The organism is Streptomyces sp. NPDC045026, from assembly GCF_056432625.1.
Map to the genome: position 1 here is coordinate 91,584 of NZ_JBWKIS010000001.1, position 18,165 is coordinate 109,748.

Annotated in this window: 16 protein-coding genes; 8 read left to right on the forward strand and 8 right to left on the reverse strand. The window is 70.9% G+C overall.

Features of this window, described 5'->3' with window-relative positions:
• Nucleotides 1-84 precede the first annotated feature (84 nt).
• The 4 genes from AC07EJ_RS00385 (at nucleotide 85) to galE (ending at nucleotide 4,000) form a co-directional block, all read left to right on the forward strand.
• Nucleotides 85-942, forward strand: coding sequence for a phosphatidylinositol-specific phospholipase C/glycerophosphodiester phosphodiesterase family protein (locus AC07EJ_RS00385; RefSeq protein ID WP_389486400.1), 858 nt, complete (start codon nucleotides 85-87; stop codon nucleotides 940-942).
• 115 nt (nucleotides 943-1,057) lie between these two features.
• Nucleotides 1,058-1,252, forward strand: coding sequence for a hypothetical protein (locus AC07EJ_RS00390; protein WP_362900638.1), 195 nt, complete (start codon nucleotides 1,058-1,060; stop codon nucleotides 1,250-1,252).
• Nucleotides 1,253-1,352: 100 nt separating this feature from the next.
• A complete protein-coding gene (locus AC07EJ_RS00395; protein WP_389486398.1) occupies nucleotides 1,353-2,924 on the forward strand; it encodes a hypothetical protein in 1,572 nt (523 codons plus the stop codon).
• An 80-nt stretch (nucleotides 2,925-3,004) separates the two neighbouring features.
• Nucleotides 3,005-4,000 carry a UDP-glucose 4-epimerase GalE gene (gene galE / locus AC07EJ_RS00400; RefSeq protein ID WP_389486396.1) on the forward strand — a complete coding sequence of 332 codons (996 nt, stop codon included), beginning with the start codon at nucleotides 3,005-3,007 and terminating at the stop codon, nucleotides 3,998-4,000.
• 9 nt (nucleotides 4,001-4,009) lie between these two features.
• Here galE and AC07EJ_RS00405 read toward each other — a convergent pair whose 3' ends face one another.
• The 5 genes from AC07EJ_RS00405 to AC07EJ_RS00425 all read right to left on the reverse strand — a co-directional run bounded on the left by AC07EJ_RS00405 (nucleotide 4,010) and on the right by AC07EJ_RS00425 (nucleotide 8,382).
• Nucleotides 4,010-5,257, reverse strand: coding sequence for a phosphodiester glycosidase family protein (locus AC07EJ_RS00405; RefSeq protein WP_393581436.1), 1,248 nt, complete (start codon nucleotides 5,255-5,257; stop codon nucleotides 4,010-4,012).
• Between the two features lie 75 nt (nucleotides 5,258-5,332).
• Complete coding sequence (locus AC07EJ_RS00410) at nucleotides 5,333-5,692, reverse strand: DUF779 domain-containing protein (RefSeq protein WP_389486392.1); 360 nt, start codon at nucleotides 5,690-5,692, stop codon at nucleotides 5,333-5,335.
• A gap of 106 nt (nucleotides 5,693-5,798) precedes the next feature.
• A complete protein-coding gene (locus AC07EJ_RS00415; protein ID WP_478883410.1) occupies nucleotides 5,799-6,614 on the reverse strand; it encodes a dienelactone hydrolase family protein in 816 nt (271 codons plus the stop codon).
• A 51-nt stretch (nucleotides 6,615-6,665) separates the two neighbouring features.
• Nucleotides 6,666-7,241 (reverse strand): hypothetical protein, encoded by a 576-nt coding sequence (locus AC07EJ_RS00420; RefSeq protein ID WP_389486388.1) that lies wholly within the window; start codon nucleotides 7,239-7,241, stop codon nucleotides 6,666-6,668.
• A gap of 28 nt (nucleotides 7,242-7,269) precedes the next feature.
• The gene (locus AC07EJ_RS00425) at nucleotides 7,270-8,382 is read right to left on the reverse strand and encodes an AraC family transcriptional regulator (protein WP_389486386.1); all 1,113 of its coding nucleotides are present in this window, start codon (nucleotides 8,380-8,382) and stop codon (nucleotides 7,270-7,272) included.
• A gap of 70 nt (nucleotides 8,383-8,452) precedes the next feature.
• On the opposite strand from AC07EJ_RS00425, the gene AC07EJ_RS00430 reads away from it, so the two are divergent.
• On the forward strand, nucleotides 8,453-10,018 hold the full coding sequence (locus tag AC07EJ_RS00430) for a flavin-containing monooxygenase (RefSeq protein WP_478883411.1): 1,566 nt from the start codon (nucleotides 8,453-8,455) through the stop codon (nucleotides 10,016-10,018).
• A 74-nt stretch (nucleotides 10,019-10,092) separates the two neighbouring features.
• Here AC07EJ_RS00430 and AC07EJ_RS00435 read toward each other — a convergent pair whose 3' ends face one another.
• Nucleotides 10,093-11,469 carry a pyridoxal phosphate-dependent decarboxylase family protein gene (locus AC07EJ_RS00435; RefSeq protein WP_389486382.1) on the reverse strand — a complete coding sequence of 459 codons (1,377 nt, stop codon included), beginning with the start codon at nucleotides 11,467-11,469 and terminating at the stop codon, nucleotides 10,093-10,095.
• 271 nt (nucleotides 11,470-11,740) lie between these two features.
• A complete protein-coding gene (locus AC07EJ_RS00440; protein ID WP_478883412.1) occupies nucleotides 11,741-12,502 on the reverse strand; it encodes a FadR/GntR family transcriptional regulator in 762 nt (253 codons plus the stop codon).
• 167 nt (nucleotides 12,503-12,669) lie between these two features.
• On the opposite strand from AC07EJ_RS00440, the gene AC07EJ_RS00445 reads away from it, so the two are divergent.
• Nucleotides 12,670-14,073, forward strand: coding sequence for an MFS transporter (locus AC07EJ_RS00445; protein WP_389486378.1), 1,404 nt, complete (start codon nucleotides 12,670-12,672; stop codon nucleotides 14,071-14,073).
• A gap of 309 nt (nucleotides 14,074-14,382) precedes the next feature.
• Here the strand turns inward: AC07EJ_RS00445 and AC07EJ_RS00450 are convergent, their stop codons facing one another.
• Nucleotides 14,383-15,090 carry a GntR family transcriptional regulator gene (locus tag AC07EJ_RS00450; RefSeq protein WP_478883413.1) on the reverse strand — a complete coding sequence of 236 codons (708 nt, stop codon included), beginning with the start codon at nucleotides 15,088-15,090 and terminating at the stop codon, nucleotides 14,383-14,385.
• A 215-nt stretch (nucleotides 15,091-15,305) separates the two neighbouring features.
• Here AC07EJ_RS00450 and AC07EJ_RS00455 point away from each other — a divergent pair, with 215 nt between their 5' ends.
• Together AC07EJ_RS00455 and AC07EJ_RS00460 are read left to right on the forward strand one after the other, a co-directional pair.
• Nucleotides 15,306-16,631, forward strand: coding sequence for an amidohydrolase family protein (locus tag AC07EJ_RS00455; protein WP_478883414.1), 1,326 nt, complete (start codon nucleotides 15,306-15,308; stop codon nucleotides 16,629-16,631).
• Entirely contained in the window at nucleotides 16,628-18,127 is a 1,500-nt protein-coding gene (locus AC07EJ_RS00460) for an APC family permease (RefSeq protein ID WP_389486372.1), read from the forward strand. Before AC07EJ_RS00455 ends, AC07EJ_RS00460 begins: the two co-directional genes overlap by 4 nt.
• Nucleotides 18,128-18,165: the final 38 nt, after the last annotated feature.

Below are 18,165 nucleotides of genomic sequence, written 5' to 3' on the forward strand. Positions count from 1 at the left end.
AACTCCCGCTCCGGGCCTGCCCATCGGCACCTGTGGGACCTCATACTCGCTGGGGTCCCGTACGGCACTCCCCGGGAGGAACACATGGCCCACCCCACCCGTCGCAGAGCCCTCACCACCCTCGCCGCGGCGCTCACCGCCACCGTCGCCGTGCCCGGCTACGCGCAGGCGTCCGAGCGGGGGCGCGCCCCCCGCCCCCTGACGCGCGCCCACGCGCACAACGACTACGAGCACCCCCGGCCCCTCCTCGACGCCCTCGACCACCGCTTCGCCAGCGTCGAGGCGGACATCTACCTCGTCGACGGTCAGCTCCTCGTCGCCCACGACCCGGTCGACCTCGACCCGAAGCGCACCCTCGCGGCGCTCTACCTGGAGCCGCTCGCGGCCCGCGTCAGGGCCAACCACGGCTCCGTGTACCGGGGTTACCGCACGCCTCTCCAGCTCCTCGTCGACATCAAGACCGAGGGCTCGGCCACCTACCTCGAACTCGACCGCCAACTGCGCGGCTACCGCCATCTGTTCACCACGTACGCGCACGGCCGGGTGCGTACCGGCGCGGTGACCGCGGTGATCTCCGGCGACCGTGCCGCCCGGGAGCCCATGGAGCGGCAGCGGGCACGCAGCGCGTTCTACGACGGCCGCCTCACCGACCTCGGCGCCGCCGCGCCCGCCTCCTTCACACCGCTCATCAGCGACAACTGGGCGAACAACTTCACCTGGCAGGGCGCGGGACCGATCCCGGCCGCCGAGCGCGAGAAGCTGCGCTCCATCGTGTCGGCCGCCCATCAGGAGGGCCGCCGCGTCCGCTTCTGGGCCACGCCCGACGTCGCGGGACCGGAGCGCGACGCCGTGTGGGGCGAACTGCTCGCCGCCGGCGTCGACCACCTCAACACGGACGACCTCGCGGGTCTCGAAGCGTTCCTCGACGCCCACGAGAAGTAGGCCCCGCCGTCACATCACTCGTTCGGCGGACACGTCACTCGCCCGGGCGCAGCCTCCGCTACGCCACACTTGCGGCCGAAAGCCGCGGTGTTGGCGTGGCGGAGGAGGTTCGGCGATGTCCCTGTCGATTTCGGTCGTGCTGCTGCTTCTGATCCTGGCGGTGGTCTTCCTGCGCAACGGCGCGATGAAGATCTCGCACGCGACGGTCTGCGTGCTGCTGGGGTTCCTGCTGGCCGGTACGAGTATGGCGCCCACGCTGCAAAACGGTCTGACGGCGACGGCGGGGATCGTGAGCAGCCTGCATCCGTGATCCATCGACTGTCACCCAAGGGCTCGTTGATCGTTTCGGGTTCATGAACAACACCCTTGTGCGCATGGACACTTCAAGGGTGTGGCCATAGCTTCGCGCCATGACGAGCAGAGCCCTGAGTCGCGCCCTCGCCCTGACCATGACGATCGCCGCGGTCTCGGTCGCGTACCCCGCCCAGGCCGACGACATCCCCAAGGCGCCCGGTCACCGGCTGGTGGAGCAGTACGCGGGCGCGCCCGCCGAGGCGCACCCCGTGCCGGGTCAGGCGCCGCCGCAGCACCCGTACCTCGCGGCGAACGGGCGCAGTGGCATGCACGCGGACGCGGCCGGCAGCGGCACGTACCCCTGGAGCGGGCCGCTGGGGAACAAGCCCACCGCGAGCAGCGAGAAGATGGCCGCGCTCGGCGGCGAATGCGCGACGGTGACCTTCGACAAGGACGGCCGCATCGTCACCGTCTGCGGCACGTTCACCGGCTTCCTGGTGAAGCTGCTCGACCCGCACACCCTCAAGACCCTCGCCGAGTACAAGCTCCCGCAGCGCCCGTCCACCGTCGAGGCCATCACGCGCCTCGACTTCTCGAAGATCTTCAAGGACACCTCGGGCGGCGCCTACTCGTACCTCGACAACGAGGACCGGCTCGTCCTCGCCGACTCGCGCCAGCACATCATCAGGCTCGCGCACGAGCAGGCGGCGGACGGCAGTTGGAGCTTCCGCGTGACCGACGACTGGGACCTGACGGGGCAGGTGCCGCACGACTGCGTGAGCTGGACGAACCTCTACCCGAGCGGCGCCTGTGACCCGGTGACGTCGGTGATGCCCGACTGGCAGGGCCGCATCTGGTGGGTGACGCGCCAGGGTCGCGTCGGCACGGTCGACCCGTCCAACGCGACGATCAAGTCGATCCAGCTTCCGGGGGAGGAGATCCAGAACTCCTTCTCGGTCGCCGAGGATGGCGTCTCGATCGTCTCCGACCATGCGCTCTACAGCTTCGAGGCGGGTGCGGACGGCACTCCGAAGGTCGTCTGGCGCCAGACGTACGACCGCGGCACGGGCACCAAGCCCGGCTCGGTGAACCAGGGTTCGGGCACCACGCCCGACCTGTTCGGCGCGGGCGAGGACTACGTGGCGATCACCGACAACGCGGACGACCGCATGAACATCCTGGTCTACCGCCGCGGCCGCGACGTCCCCGACGACCGCCGCCTTGTCTGCAAGGTCCCCGTCTTCGGCTCCGGCGCCTCCACGACGGACAACTCCCTGATCAGCTACGGCAACAGCCTCGTGGTGGAGAACAACTACGGCTACGAAAACATCACCTCACTCACCTTCGGCCGCTCCGTCGTGGGCGGCGTCACCCGGGTCGACGTACGCAAGGACGGCTCGGGCTGCGACACGGTCTGGGAGAGCAAGGTCCGCTCCCCCTCGACGGTCCCCAAACTCTCCACCGCGAACGGCCTCCTGTACTTCTACACGAAGGACCCCAACTCCCTCGGCATAGACGCCTGGTACCTCACGGCAGTCGACTTCCGCACCGGCGAACCCCGCTGGAAGCAACTGGCGGGCACGGGCATCGCCTACGACAACAACTGGGCCCCGATCACCCTCGGCCCGGACGGAACGGCGTATGTGGGGGCCTTCAACGGACTGGTGGCGGTGCGAGACGGGAAGTGAGGCACGCGGCGCGCTCCGAGTAGGCTTCTCCCAACAGAATCCAACAGAACCGAACGCATCGGTCGACGGAGGAGCTCGCTGTGAAGGTATTGATCGCCGGAGGCGCCGGATTCATCGGCAGCACGATCGCCTCGGCCTGCCTGGATGCCGGGATCACCCCGGTCATCCTCGACAGCCTGGTGACAGGGAGGCGGGAGTTCACCGAGGGGCGCGTGTTCTACGAGGGTGACATCGCGGACGGCGCGCTCGTGGACCGCGTCTTCGCCGAGCATCCCGACATCGACGCCGTCATCCAGTGCGCCGCCCTGATCGTCGTGCCGGACTCGGTCGCGGATCCGGTGGGCTACTACGAGGCGAACGTGGCGAAGAGCCTCGACTTCGTCGGCCATCTCCTGCGCAACGGCTGCCCCCGCCTGATCTTCAGCTCCTCCGCCTCGATCTACCGCGCGAACGACGACCTGACCGTGGACGAGGAGTCTGCCGTCGAGCCGCTGAGCCCCTACGCCCGCACCAAGGCCGTGTGCGAGGCGATGTTCGCCGACATCGCCGCCACCCGGCCCCTCCGCGTGCTGTCCCTGCGCTACTTCAACCCGATCGGCGCCGACCCCAAGATGCGCACGGGCCTGCAACTGCCGCGCCCCAGCCATGCCCTGGGCCAGATGATCCTGGCCCAGGAGGACGGCGTGCCGTTCCGGGTGACCGGCACCGATTACCCGACCCGCGACGGGTCCGGGATCCGGGACTACGTGCATGTCTGGGACCTCGCGGCCGCCCACGTGGCCGCCCTGCGGACCTTCGACACCCTCCTGGCCGGGGCGATCACGTCCACCGCCGTCAACCTCGGCACCGGTAGGGGTACCACCGTGCGTGAACTCCTCGACGCCTTCAACAGCGTGACGGACGCGCCGATCGCGTCCGTCGACACCCAGCGCCGGCCCGGTGACGTCGTGGGGGCCTATACGCGCAGTGTCCGGGCGAAGGAACTCCTGGGGTGGCAGCCCCGATACTCGGTCGCCGAGGGCATCCGCGACTCGCTCCGGTGGGCGGCGCTCCGGGACGAGGTTCTGGCACGCTGAATCCCTGGCTCAGTGCCGCGAGAAGACTCCGATCCCATTCGCGACGGCCCGCTCCGGCACGTCCGTCGGGTGGTTTCGTACGGTGACCGCCGCGGCGCCCGGATCCCTGGTCACCAGGGTCGACGAGCCGCCGCCGTCCAGGCTGAACGCGTCGTCCGCACCCAACTTGCTCATCGCGTCCGCCACTTCCGCGATGGTCAGGCCCGTGCGGTACTGGGGGGCGCCGTCGAGGGCCAGGAGGAAGAGGTGGTGGCCGTCTGCCGTGGCGCCCGCGGCGGTGCGGACCGCGGCCGTCTTCGCGTCGAGGCCGGGCAGCGGCGCGCCGTCCCGCAGTACGGGGTAGCCGCCGACCGCGAACCGGTATGGAATGTGGGACGTCGCCGCCACCAGGCGGTGCCTGATCTGGACGCGGTCGCCCACCGACAGCTTCCGCAGCTCCTGCGCGCCCGCCTCGCGCCCGACGAGCACAGTGGTGCCGGATGCTATGGGCCCACTGCCGGGAGTGTCGGCCGATGACACGACGCGACCGTGGCGCACCGTCACCTCGTACGTGTCCGTGCTGCACGGCGCGGCCCGGTTCGTGTCGGTGCCGCACGTCGCGCGCACGCGGGACACGGCGCCCCAGTCGGAGGTGAACGCGCCGACCGAACCGACCGGCAGGGCGTACTGGTTGAGGCCGCCGAGCGGCAGCCGCCGGCCGTCGGCGCTGACCGAGCCGTCGAGGGCCATGCGGTCGAGCCGGACCCGGCGGTCGACGCCCACGCCGAGCACGTCCTCGGTGGTGGTGCCGGGCGGGAGCGCGGGGCCGAAGCGCTGGCCGTCCGGCACGGCGGCCTTGAGCGTCCGGCCGCCGGCGACGGCGGGACCGACGGAGGCGCCGGTGGCCTCGACGCCGGGGTGCTGGGACTCGGTGATGTTGAAGAAGTCGCCGTTGACGCCGCCGACCGCGCCGCTCGCGTCGGCCATCGAGGACACGGTGGCGCGGGCGCCGACCGCGTCCGGGTGCAGCAGATCGACCCGCACCCGCGCGTTGCGCAGGTCGACGCTCAGCACGTGGGCGTGCGTGAGGCCCTTCGCCGCGGGGATGTCGAACTCCTCGTACGTGACACCCGGGGCGATCGCCGTGCCGCCGCCCTCCGCGCCACTTGCCGGTACGGCCCCGGCGAGGACGGTGGCGGCCAGCGCGCCGAATGCGGCACATGCCGCCAGGGCCGATCTGTAGCGTCCGTCTCGGCAGTGTCCGTCGCGATGTCTCACGTGACCCCCCTGGTGTCCGCGTAACTCACCCGTGTCACAAGGGAGTTCACCAGACGCGGAGGGGCACGTCGATGGCTAGGTGCCGACCAGCCGGGAACGGATCAGGAAACGTACACCTTCGGGTGCTTCCAGGGAGAATCCGCTGCCGCGGCCCTCGACCACGTCGACGATCAGCCGGGTGTGGCTCCACACCGCGAACTGGCTTTTCGACATCCAGAAAGCGACCGGCTCCGCGACACCCTCGACGGTCAGGGAAGCGAGCCGCACATCGCTGCCACCCGTACGGAACTCGCCCTCCGGGAAGCACATGGGAGCACTGCCGTCGCAGCACCCGCCGGACTGGTGGAACATCAGGGGTCCATGGGCCGTACGCAGGCGCCGCACCAGATCGGCGGCCGCCGGGGTCAGCTCCACACGCGGGGCCTCGTCACTCACGGCAGGTTCCTTCCGTAGGGCGGTGTAGCGGGGCCACAGTCAACTCCCCGCCAGGTTGCAGGAAGGTTGCGCCCCGCGTCACGCCCCGCGTCACGTCCTGTCGCAGCTAGGAACCCTCAGGGACCAGCCGTTCGCGAAGGAAGGAGACGACTCGCTCGCGGGCGGCGAGCGCCGGGTTGCCCGGCTCCTCGCGCACCTCCGCGGTGAGCACCGCGTGCGCGGTCCTGGCGAAGCCGCCCGCGTTGCCCGGTGACGAGTCCAGCGCGATGACCTCGAAGGCGTCGCCGAGATGGTCGTGCAGCGTGCGGAAACGCTGGTCGGGCACCGCCTTGTCCTCGCTGAAGCGCAGGCCGAGCACGCACAGACCGGACTCCTTTGAGCGGCTGACCACCGTGTCGAACTCGGCGCGGGACAGCCCCGGGTCGACCCGCCGGGCCCCGCTGACGGGGAACGGGACCGACGGCTGGCTGAGCACCGGCGCAAGCACCACGTCGTCCACCGCGGCGGCGAGCGCGAAGCCTCCGGTGAAGCACATGCCGATGACGCCGACACCGGGCCCTGGCGTGCGCGCCGCGAGATCGCGGGCAAGGGCGCGCAGATAGTCCGCGATGGGCCGGCGCGCGTTGGTGGCGAAGGCGCGGAACTCGGAGGCGACGCAGAGCCGGGCCATGACCTTGAGGGCGTAGCCGACGGACTCCTCGCGGCCCGGCTCGCCGAACGGGGACGGGATCGCGACCGTGAACCCCCGCTCGACCAGATGGTCGGCGAGGCCGAGCACGGCGGGCGTGATACCGGGGATCTCCGGGATCAGTACGACGCCGGGTCCGCTGCCCTTCTCGTACACGTCGTAGGTCAGCCCGGCGCCCGTGAACGGCGCCTTGTGCCAGCCGGTGAGATCAGAGGTCGGTGCCGAACCGGTCACGACGCTTCTCCTTCGACGTGATTGAGCAACGAGCGGGCGTGGCCCACGATCTCACGCGGCGAACGCCGAGATCTTCAGTGTGTCCGAAAGGATCTGCCACACCGCCAGGGCGAACAGCCCGCTCACCACACTGCAGCCGTTGGTGCACGTCGTCACCTCGTCGTACCAGGCGCGCACGGTCAGGAAGTGCAGGCCGAGGGTCCGCGAGAAGGAGAACCGGATGTGGAGACCGTCCCCGAGGCTGTGGCCCGGCAGCGTGGTGATCTGGAAATAGGTCTTCCCGACGCGCTCGACGGACACGGGGTTGTCGCCCACCAGCGAACACCGGTCGCCCTGCCGGACCGGCCCCCGGCAGCCGCTGCCGGCCACGGGGAACAGCCAGAAGTGGTGCGTGAGCTGGGACCGGACGTCGTGCGGGGTGGTGAACGGATGCAGCCCGAGGGCGAAGTTGTACTCGTACAGCCAGTTCACCCCGGAGCACGGATAGGCGTCGGTGCCGCACTCCGCGCGGCGGCTCCCGGCCTGGGCGGCGGAGGGCTGAGGGGCGAAGGGTCCTTGCGGCGCGGTGACGAGGGTGCTCCACATGACGACCGCCAGTACGGCCCGCGCCCACGCGAGACGCCGCATGCGTACTCCCTACTTCCTCACGGCCCGGTCATGTCCGTGAAGCACCATAAGTCGGACCAAGTGGCGGCGGGCTACGTACTGGGTCAGTCGGCCCAAGGGCCACTCCCGAATCCGTTCCCGAGTCCGTGTCCGTCACTTGTCCGAGCCGTCCCAGGCGTATCGCGCGGGGCGTGGCGCCCCACCAGCGCCGGCAGCAGCGGTTGAGGGCGGACTGCTCGGACAGGCCGAGGAGGAGTGCCACCTGGCCGAGGGGCAGGCCGGTGCCGGTGAGGTAGCGGTGGGCGGCGGTGCGGCGCTCCTCGTCGATGATCTCGGCGAACGTCGTGCCCGCGGCGCGCAGCCGCCGCTGCAGGGTCCGCGGATGGACGTTGAGGAGGCCGGCGACGGCCGAGATCTCGGGCGACGACGTGCCGAGCGACTGCTCGACGACGGCCCGGACGCTGCCCACGACGTCCGCCGGTTCCTTCGGCAACTGCTCGTCGAGGTACGCGAGCGCGAGGTGGCGCAGATGCGCGTTGCTGCCGCCGAGCGACCGGTTGGCCAGGCTCAGGGGGACGCGCAGCAGCGCCGCGGGGCGGTCGCCCTTGACCGGTACGCCGAAGAACTCCTCGTACACGGACAGCGGGGCCAGCAGGGGATGGGGGAGTTCCACGGAGCCCAGTCCGTACGGGCCGACCAGATATCTGATGGCCCGGTGTATGAAGCCGAGGGAGAGGTCGATGCCCTGCGGCGGCGCCACCACTCCCTCGCGCACGCCGTAGCGCAGCGCGGCCATCCCCGGAGTGCCGTACGGATCCGGTTCGAGGCTGAGTTTCACCGAACGGGCGTGGACGAAGAGGTAGCGGGTCGTGCATTCGAGGGCGTCCCCGAGGGTGTCGGAGTTCTGGATCGCGAGGGCCAGGGCGCCGAGCATGCCCAGGTCCTGCCGGGCCGCGATGCGCAGCCCGAGATCGGTGCAGCCGAGGTCGGCGGCGGCCAGTTCGAGCACCGTCGCCATCGCCTCCTCCGGCACCAGGAGGTCGTCCACGTCGAGTGCGGCCGGCGGGCAACCGGCCTGTCGGGCGTACGACTCGGCGTCACCGCCGAGCTCCGCCACCGTGGCGCGGAAGCCGCGCAGCCCCGCCGATCTGATCACGGACATGTCGTACAGCGTCAAAGATCTGTCGTCCCAGGTCAATTCCTGCGGGGTGTGGGTCCCGACACTGGGAAACATGACGCACACCGCAGACTCCAGCACCGCCGGCTCCGCGGCCCCTGCCGAGCACATCGACGTGGTGATCGTGGGCGCCGGCCTGTCCGGCGTCGGCGCCGCGTACCGGCTCCAGACGGAATGCCCGGAACGCTCGTACGCGATCGTCGAGGCGCGCCAGGCCATGGGCGGGACGTGGGACCTGTTCCGCTACCCGGGCGTGCGCTCGGACTCCGACATGTTCACGCTGGGCTACCCGTTCAAGCCGTGGCGGGACCGCAAGGTCCTCGCCGACGGCGGGTCCATCCTGAGCTACATCAAGGAGACGGCGGCCGAGTTCGGCATCGACCGCCGGATCCGCTACGGCATGAAGGTGCTCGCCGCCGACTGGTCGACCGAGGCGGCGCGCTGGACCCTGACGCTGGAGCGCACCGACGAGAACGGCCACCGCGCACTGTCCACCGTCACCTGCGACTTCCTCTACTCCTGCGCGGGCTACTACGACTACGACAAGGGGCACACCCCGGAGTTCGAGGGCGCCGACTCGTTCTCCGGCACGGTCGTGCACCCGCAGTTCTGGCCCGAGGACCTGGACTACGCGGGCCGGCGCGTCGTCGTCATCGGCAGCGGCGCCACCGCCGTCACGCTGGTCCCCGCGATGGCGCGGAGCGCCGCGCACGTCACCATGCTCCAACGCTCCCCGACCTGGATCAGCTCGCTGCCCTCGCGCGACAGACTGGCCGACGGCATCCGCGCCGCGCTGCCGGCCAAAGCCGCCCACCGGGTGGTGCGCAGCAAGAACATCCTGTTCACCATCGGCGTCTACCAGTTCTGCCGACGCAGCCCGAAGGCCGCACGGCGCGTGCTCACCGGGCTCAACAAGCGCATCGTCCAGAACGACCGGCTGGTCGACGAGCACTTGACGCCGTCTTACGACCCGTGGGACCAGCGACTGTGCGCGGTGCCCGACGCGGACCTGTTCAAGGCCCTCAAGTCGGGTGACGCGGAGATCGTCACGGACCACATCGAGCGCTTCGTCCCCGAGGGCATCCGGTTGCGGTCGGGCCGCGTCGTGGAGGCCGACATCATCGTGTCCGCGACCGGACTCAAGCTCCTCGCCTTCGGCGGCATCGTGCCGCGTGTCGACGGTGAACCCGTGGCGCTGAACCGCCAGTTCGTGTGGCGCGGCGCGATGATGACCGGCGTCCCCAACTTCGCGGTGTGCATCGGCTACACCAACGCCTCCTGGACGCTGCGTGCCGACCTCACGTCCCGGCTGGTGTGCAAGGTGCTCAACCACATGCGCCGCCACGACTACGCGGCCGTGGAGCCGAGGCCGACGGGCGCCCTGAACGAGCGCCCGCTGCTCGACCTCGCCGCCGGCTATGTGAAGCGCTCCATCGACGCGTTCCCCCGGCAGGGCGACCGCAGCCCCTGGAAGGTCCGGCAGAATTACGTGCTCGACGCCGCGTCGACCATGCGCACCAACCTACACCGGACGCTCGCACCCACCCCGGCGTCCAAGGTGCGCGCGGCCCGCAGCGGCATGGGCGAGAAGCCGGCCGAGACGGCGACCGCGGCACGGTGACGGGACGCGGTCCACGTGCCGACCCCTGCACGGCACGGTGACGGGCTCCGTCGCCGTGGTGTCGCGCGCCCGGACTACCCCTCGTCGACGAGCGAGTCGAGGATGGTGCGGACGGTCTCCTCGGTGATGTCCGGGTGGAGGAAGGCGAGGCGGGCGACCGTCTCGCCCTCCCAGACGCTCGGGGTGACGAAGGCGGTCCCCGAGGCGAGCAGCTTCTTGGACCAGGCGTAGTAGTCCTCCGGCTGCCAGCCGGTGCGGCGCACGAGGACCACGGTCAGCTCGGGCTCGCGCAGCAGCTCCAGGCCGTCGGTCCGCTCGACGAGGCGCGCGGTGCGACGGGCGATGTCGGCGCCCCGGGCGACGGCGTCGCGGTAGGCGTCCGTGCCGTGCACGGCGAGCGAGAACCATAGCGGCAGACCGCGCGGGCGGCGCGTGAGGTGGTACGCGTAGTCGCTCGGGTTCCACTCGCTCTCGTCGTCGGCGCCGTCCGCCCCGTGGATGGCGTCGAGGTAGGAGGCGTCCTGGGTGTGGACCGCGCGGGCCAGTTTCGGATCGCGGTAGAGCAGCGCGCCGCAGTCGAAGGGCGCGAACATCCATTTGTGCGGGTCGACCACGAGCGAGTCGGCGTGCTCGATGCCGCGCAGCCGCTCGCGCAGCTCCGGGACGAAGAGCGCCGCGCCGCCGTACGCGGCGTCGATGTGCAGCCACAGGTCACGGGCGCGGGTCTGTTCGGCGACACCCTCGAGGTCGTCGATGATGCCGGCGTTGGTGGTGCCCGCGGTCGCGACCGCCGCGACGACGGGCGCGCCGCCGTCCCGCTCGGCGGCATCCAGAGCGGCGCGCAGGGCGTCACCGGTGAGGCGGTGGTCGGCCGTCGGTACGACGAGGGGCTCGACGCCCAGGATGCGCAGGGTGTTGCCGACCGAGGAATGGACCTGGTCGCTCACCGCGATCCGGACCGGAGCGCGCTCGTCGAGACCGCGGCGGTGGCGGCCGGTGTCCCGGGCGACGACGAGGGCGGAGAGGTTGCCGGCGGAGCCGCCGCTCACGAAGCAGCCGCCGGCGTTCGCGGGCAGCCCGGCCAGGTCGGCGAACAGCCGCAGCACCTGGTTCTCCGCCGCGACCGCGCCGGACGCCTCCAGCCAGGAGACACCGTGGAGCGAGGACGCGGAGAGCACCATGTCGAACAGGGCGGCGGCCTTGGTGGGGGCGCCGGGTATGAACGCGAGGAACGCCGGGTGGTCGCACGAGACGACCGTGGGCTCAAGGGCGTCGGTGTACGTGCGCAGTACGTCGGCGGGCGGCTGCGGGGTGGGTCCGATCGCGTCCTTGAGCGCCAGGGTCAGTTCCTGGTGGTCGCCGAGGCGGCCGAGCGGCGGCGGGTCGAGCCGGAGTCGGTGCAGCAGGTGGTCCATGACCTGCTGAGTGAGGTCCTCGTCGTAAGAGTGCACGGGGCGTCTCTCCTGTCGCGCGCTACGGGATGCTGTGAGTCCCAGCCTTTTGGGTCTCGACTGGACCCATTTCGGAGAGTAGGCGTCACCGAGGCACGCGTCAACCGAGGCACGCGTCAACCGAGGCACGCGTCAACCGAGGCCGTGAGTCGGTCGAGGCGCCCGTCAAGCGAGGTGCGCGTCAATCGGCGGGTGTGCGGAGCGCGGGTGCAGGGGGTCGGGTGTCAGGGGGCGGCGGCGCGTGGCGCGTGGCGCGGGATCGTGCCCGTGGTCAGTCCTGTGCGGCGAACTGGTCCAGCAGCGCCAGGAATTGGCGATGCGAATCGTGCAGGTGATCCCGCATCCGCGCCTCGGCCACGTCGCCGTCGCCGGACAGCACGGCGAGCGCGATGGCCTCGTGTTCCTCCCGGAACGCGGAGCCGAAGTCCCGCTCCGCCGGGTACACGCGGCTCCAGTCGGAGCCGAGCCACAGGGCGTTGCCACCCACGAACATCTCGGCGCGTGCCCGAGTCACTGCTTCGGCGAGCACCTCGTTGCCGCCGGCGGCCGCGATGCCCAGGTGGAACGCGGTGTCGCAGCGGTGGTACTCGCCGAGGTCGGCGACGTCGGTGGCGAGCATCGCCACCAGTTCTCGGCGGGCCGCACCGGCCCCGCGCTCGGCGGCGAGGCGCGCCGCGTACGGCTCGATCGCGAGGCGGTACTCCATGTAGTCGCGCAGTGAGGCCCGGATCGTCGCGGTGACCGCGGCCCGTGACCCTTCGCCGCCGGGGCATGCGGGTGCCACGCGGGTGCCGCCGTTGCGTCCCAGTGTGGTCGTGACCAGGCCTTCCTCGGCCAGCTCTCGCACCGCCTGCCGCACGGTGTTGCGGCCCACCCCGAAGACGGCGGACAGCTCCCGCTCGGTCGGCAGCCGGTCGCCCGGTCCGAAACCGCCGAGCGCGATGCGCTGTCGGAGCGCCTCGGCCACCACGGCGTGCGACGCCGCCTGGCGCGTTCCGGCCGTCCATTCGTCACGACTCTCGCTGTTGCTCACGGGCCCTCTCCCAGCTCGCGGGTCATGCGCGTCCCGTCATGCCCCGGGTGGCCATGGTATTGGACTTGACGCGAACCCTATTGACAGCCCCCATTGAGCGCCTTAGCGTCACCTCCACGTTTTTGGGTCCATGACGAACCCAATCGTTGCCGTGAAGGAGTACGCACATGAGCACAGTCGCAGGTGGCGCTACGGACCCCGGGGCACGGCGCCGATCGGGCCCGTGGAAGGTCGCCGGGGCCTCGATGATCGGCACCAGCGTCGAGTGGTACGACTTCGGCATCTACGCCACCGCCGCGGCGCTCGTCTTCCCCGAGCTGTTCTTCCCGGAGATGAACCGGGCGCTCGGCACGCTCATGTCGTTCGCGACGCTCTTCGTGGGATCCCTCGGACGCCCGCTCGGCGCGGTCGTGTTCGGGCACATCGGCGATCGCTACGGCCGTAAGCGAGCCCTGATCTGGTCCATGACCCTCATGGGCGGCGCCACCTTCTGTATCGGCCTTCTCCCTGGCTACGCCACCATCGGTGCCGCCGCGCCGCTCCTGCTCGTCCTCATCCGCATGGTCCAGTCGCTCGCGGTCGGCGGCGAGTGGGGCGGCGCCGTGCTGTTCGCCGTCGAGCACGCGCCGCCCCGGCGCCGGGCGTTCTTCGGCTCTTTCCCCCAAGTCGGCGACGGCGTCGGCTACTTCATGTCCACCGGCGTCTTCGCCCTGGTGGCACTGGCGGGCCATGACGCACTCGTCGGCTGGGCCTGGCGCCTGCCCTTCCTGCTGTCCGCCGTTCTGGTGCTGGTCGGCCTCGTGATCCGCAGTTCCATGGAGGAGTCGCCCGAGTTCGAGGCGGCGCGCCAGGCCGAGGCCGCCGAGGAGAAGCAGGCGGCACCGTTCGTCGCCGTCGTCCGCGACGCCTGGAAGACCTGGCTGCTCGCCTCCGGCGCCTTCCTCATCACCGTCGGCGGCTACTACGTGGTCGTCACGTTCATGTCGACCTACGCCGTCAACGAACTCGGCTTCACCGATTCGCAGGTGGCGGGCGCCGGCACGGCCGCCTCCGTCGTCGTCATCGTGTGCACCCCGCTGGCCGCGCTGGTCGCCGACCGCCTGGGCCTGCGCCGCGTGACACTGACCGGCATCCTGCTGCACCTCGTCGTGGCCTTCCCGATGTTCTGGCTCGCCGACACCCGCTCCGTGCCCGGACTCTGGCTCGCCATGTGCCTGCCGATGCTCGCCAGTACCGTCGCGTACGCCTCGATCGGCACCCTCATATCCGGCTGGTTCGCTCCCCGGGTGCGCTACACCGGTCTGTCCATGAGCTTCCAGACGGCGGGGCTCATCGGCACGCTGGCACCGGCGGCGGCGACCTGGCTGTTCAGTGCCGCCGGAAACACGTGGATCCCGGTCGCCACCGCCTTCGCCGCGATGGCGCTGATCAGTGCGGTCTGCCTCGCCGCGTTCCGGCAGGCGCCGGAGTTGGAACCGGAGTTGGAACCGGAGACGGCACCGGAGACGGAGTCGCAGTCGGCGCTGGAGTCGGCGCCGGACGCCGGGGAGCGGGAAGCGGCGAAGAGCTGATCGACGGTGACCAACGGCGATGGACGGCGACCAACGCCGATCGACGGCGACCAACGCCGATCGACGGCGACCAACGCCGATCGACGGCAACTAAGGCCGACCGGCAGTGCCTAACGCTGATCGGTAGTGACTGACGCCGATCGGCAGTGCCTAACCGCGCGTGCCCCTGATCGCTGTCCGTCTCGATCGTCATGCCCGGCCCGGCCCTCTCCCCGTGGGGATGCGCCGGGTTCGCCGGCCGGAGCAGCCGCAGCGGGTAGTCGGCTGTGGGTGCGCTCGGCGATGCGGCAGCCCTCGGGGTTCCCCCGGTTACGTAGCGTCCCTGTCGGAGAGCTGCGACGCCGCGTTGGAGAAGTAGCGCAGTGCCGAGTCGCGGGTGCCGGCCACGTGGTGTCGGGCCAGTTCCTCCGCGCGGGACGCGTCGTGGTCGCGGATCGCCTCGTACAGGCGCTCGTGCTCCCCGCACATCGGATCTCCGTCGTTGAGGTCGGAGGTCAGCCGGAAGAGCCGGCGCAGCCGGGCGTCGAGAGGGGCCATCAGCTCCTGGAGGAGCGGGTTGCCCGACGCCTCGACTATCTGCTGGTGGAAGTCCGCGTTGTGGGCCACGGCCTGGCGCAGCCGCCCCGCGTCGGAGGCCTTGCGGCTGCGGGCCAACAGGCGCTCCATCGTGCGTAGTTGGACGGTAGTGGCGTGTTGCGCCGCGAGCCCCGCCGCCAGGCCCTCCAGGTTCTCCCGGACGTCGAAGAGGTAGGCGGCGTCCTGTGCGCCGAAGTCCGTGACCACGGAGCCGCGCCTGGCCTGCACGGTCAGGAAGCCCTCCTGTTCGAGCCGCTGCATGGCTTCCCTCAAGGGGATGCGCGAGACGCCCAGCTGATCCGCCAGGTCGCGCTCCACCAGTCGCATGCCCGCCGCGAAGGTCCCCTCGATGATCCGCTCGCGGAGTTCCACGTAGACCCGTTCTCTCAGGGACTGGTGGGTCTCACCGATCGTGGGGCGGCGGTCAGTGCGGGTGGTCATCGAGTCCTCTCCAGTGGCGAGCGGGCGCGGCCGTGACCGCGCCAGGGGGTGCTCCTGATCATCGCAGACCGCGGAAACAAGATCCCTCAGACCATTGCCTGGTATTTGGTATACCAGTTAGCTTGTCGTTGCCCGCCGCTCACCAGCAGCGTTCCGCCGCTTCGCGACCGGCTGGTCAGTCGTGCCGGGCGCCGAACGAACAGTTGGAGGAAGTCTTGTCGCATCCCGCCGACACTCCGTCGATCCCGCTCGCCCCCGAGGTCCTCAGGAACGCCACGCTGCCCGACGGCCGGCGCGCCGACATCCACCTCGCCGAGGGTCGGGTCACGGCTTTGGTCGACCAACCCGACACGGCTGACCAACCCGACCACTCCCACCGGCCCGACGTCGGCCGGGGCCCAGCGGCCGGGCCCGGCAGCATCGACCTCGGGGGCGCTCTCGTCCTGCCCGCGCTCGTCGACGGGCACGCTCACCTGGACAAGACGCTGCTCGGCGCACCCTGGCAGCCGCACGCCACCTCGGCCACGCTGCGCGAACACATCGCGAACGAACGGGCCCTGCGCGCCTCCGTCGGCGTATCCGTGACGGACCGGGCCACGGCCCTGGCGCACCGCATGGTGTCCCTCGGCACCGGCCATGTGCGATCACACGTCGACATCGACCCGGACGTGCGTCTGGACGGTCTGCACGCGCTGGCCGAGGTGCGGGAGAAGTTCCGCGACCGGCTGGGCATCCAGATCGTCGCGTTCCCGCAGAGCGGTGTGGTCACCGCGCCGGGCGTCGCCGACCTTCTCGACGCGGCGCTCGCGGAGGGTGCCGACCTGATCGGCGGGCTCGATCCGGCGGGCTTCGACCAAGACGTGGACGGCCAGCTCGACATCGTCTTCGGGCTGGCCGAGCGGCACGGCGCGGGCGTCGACATCCATCTGCACGACGGAGGCGAGACCGGCGTCCGGCAGCTACGGGCCATTGCGGAGCGGACGGCGGCCCTCGGCCTCAACGGCACCGTCACCGTCAGCCACGCCTACGCCCTCGGTGAGGTAGACGCCACCGAACTCGACCGCACCGCCAGTGCCCTGGCGACGGCCGGTGTGGCGATCATGACCAACGGCCCCCGGCGCTCCATGCCGCCCGTGCTGCGCCTGCGCGAACATGGCGTCCGCGTCTTCGCCGGCTCGGACAACATCCGCGACACCTGGTGGCCCTACGGCACCGCGGACATGCTCGAACGCGCCACCATCATCGGCCTCCAGGGCGATCTGATGACCGACGACGAACTGCGCCACGCTGCCTCGATGGTCACCGACGAGGCCGCCGCGGCCCTCGGTCTCAACGGCTACGGCCTCGCCCCCGGCTGCCGCGCGGACCTCGTCGTCATCGCGGCAGGCGGCGTGGCGGAAGCGGTCGCTGCCCATCCGCGACGCCTCCTGGTCCTCCACGACGGACAGGTCGTCGGGCCCGCGCCCGAGCCGGAATTCCCGGACTTCCCCACCTTCTCGGCATTGGGCGGCGACGCCTCTGCCCCACAGGGAGAGCGATGAGCGTCCAGCCGTCCACAGCCGACCCCGCCGGAGCCGTCGGTAGACCCGGACCCGGAGTCGCCGGGCCGGACACGGGCGATGGCCTCTCTTCCGGACAGATCGGCACGTTCGATCTCGTCTTCTTCGTCGTGGCCGCCGCCGCGCCACTCACCGTGCTCGCCGGAGTAGCACCCGTCGCCATCGCCATCGGCGGACCCGGCGCCCCTCTGGGCTACCTGATCTCAGGAGCCCTGCTCGTCCTCTTCGCCGCAGGCTTCACGGCCATGAGCCTGTATGTACGCAACGCCGGTGCCTTCTACGCCTATGTGGCCCGTGGCCTCGGCCGCACCCTCGGCGTCGGTATCGCCTACGTCGCCGTGGTGTCGTACAACCTCATCACCCCCGGAGTGGCTGCGGCCTTCGGCTACTTCGCGGCCGGCTCGGTGCACGACGCGACCGGAGCGGACATCCCGTGGTGGGTGCTCTCCGGTGTCTGCATCCTCGCCGTGGGCGTGCTCGGCTGGCTCAGAGTGACCCTCAGCGCCAAGGTCCTCGGCGTCGCGCTGGTCCTCGAAGTGCTGACCCTGCTCATCATGGACGGCGGCATCCTCGGCCACCGGGGCACAGCGGCCCTCGACGTGCACTCCTTCGACCCGGGCACACTCGCCACCGGCGGGATCGCGGGCATGTTCGTCATCGTGATCGGCGCCTTCACGGGCTTCGAAGCCACCGCCATCTATGCGGAGGAGGCGCGCGAACCGAGCCGCACCGTCCCGCGTGCCACCTTCATCGCCATCGGGTTCCTCGCCCTGTTCTACTCCGCGGGCGTGTGGCTCGTCATGGGCGCGTTCGGCACGGACCAGGCGGTGGCCATGGCCCGTGCCGCCGCTGGCCCCGAACTCACCTTCAGGGCAGGTGAGTTGTACGTCGGCTCCTGGCTGGCCGACACCATGCACGCCCTCGTCATCGTCAGTGCCTTCGCTGCCACCCTCGCCTTCCACAACGCCGCCGCGCGCTATCTCTATGCTCTCGGACGCGAGGGACTCCTGCCGCGGCGACTGGGCATCGTCTCCGCCCGGCACGGCTCTCCCGGCGTCGCGGTGAGTGCGCAGACCGTCTTCAACCTCCTGGTGATCCTCGTCGGCGCCGCCCTCGCCGCCGACCCGTTCTCACAGGTCCTGATCTGGACCAACAGCATCGCCGTCCTCGGCATCATGGTCATGCAGGCCCTGGCGGCCCTCGCCGTATGGGCCTTCTTCCGCCGGGACCGCCGGGGCATGTCGGCCGCCCGAGTGGTCTGGTCCCCACTGATCGCGTTCGCCGGCCTCGCGCTCCTGACCGTCCTGGCGGTCCTCCACTTCGACCTTCTGACGGGCGCGTCGGACACGGTGAACGCCGTCCTCCTGGCACCCCTGCCCGTGGTCCTGCTGGCAGGCATGTACATCGCCCTGCGCATCCGGAACAGGGACCCGCAGCGCTACGCCCGGCTGACCAACATCGACGTCGAAAGGGACTGACACCCGGCGGCAGGGCCTGACACAGCGGCAGGGCCTGA

Excerpts from the sequence above, each read along its gene's own strand:
- AC07EJ_RS00385 (WP_389486400.1), top strand. The coding sequence starts at position 85 with ATGGCCCACCCCACCCGTCGCAGAGCCCTCACCACCCTCGCCGCGGCG.
- AC07EJ_RS00390 (WP_362900638.1), top strand. The coding sequence starts at position 1,058 with ATGTCCCTGTCGATTTCGGTCGTGCTGCTGCTTCTGATCCTGGCGGTG.
- AC07EJ_RS00395 (WP_389486398.1), top strand. The coding sequence starts at position 1,353 with ATGACGAGCAGAGCCCTGAGTCGCGCCCTCGCCCTGACCATGACGATC.
- AC07EJ_RS00420 (WP_389486388.1), bottom strand. The coding sequence starts at position 7,241 with ATGCGGCGTCTCGCGTGGGCGCGGGCCGTACTGGCGGTCGTCATGTGG.
- AC07EJ_RS00425 (WP_389486386.1), bottom strand. The coding sequence starts at position 8,382 with ATGTCCGTGATCAGATCGGCGGGGCTGCGCGGCTTCCGCGCCACGGTG.
- AC07EJ_RS00430 (WP_478883411.1), top strand. The coding sequence starts at position 8,453 with ATGACGCACACCGCAGACTCCAGCACCGCCGGCTCCGCGGCCCCTGCC.
- AC07EJ_RS00445 (WP_389486378.1), top strand. The coding sequence starts at position 12,670 with ATGAGCACAGTCGCAGGTGGCGCTACGGACCCCGGGGCACGGCGCCGA.
- AC07EJ_RS00450 (WP_478883413.1), bottom strand. The coding sequence starts at position 15,090 with ATGACCACCCGCACTGACCGCCGCCCCACGATCGGTGAGACCCACCAG.
- AC07EJ_RS00460 (WP_389486372.1), top strand. The coding sequence starts at position 16,628 with ATGAGCGTCCAGCCGTCCACAGCCGACCCCGCCGGAGCCGTCGGTAGA.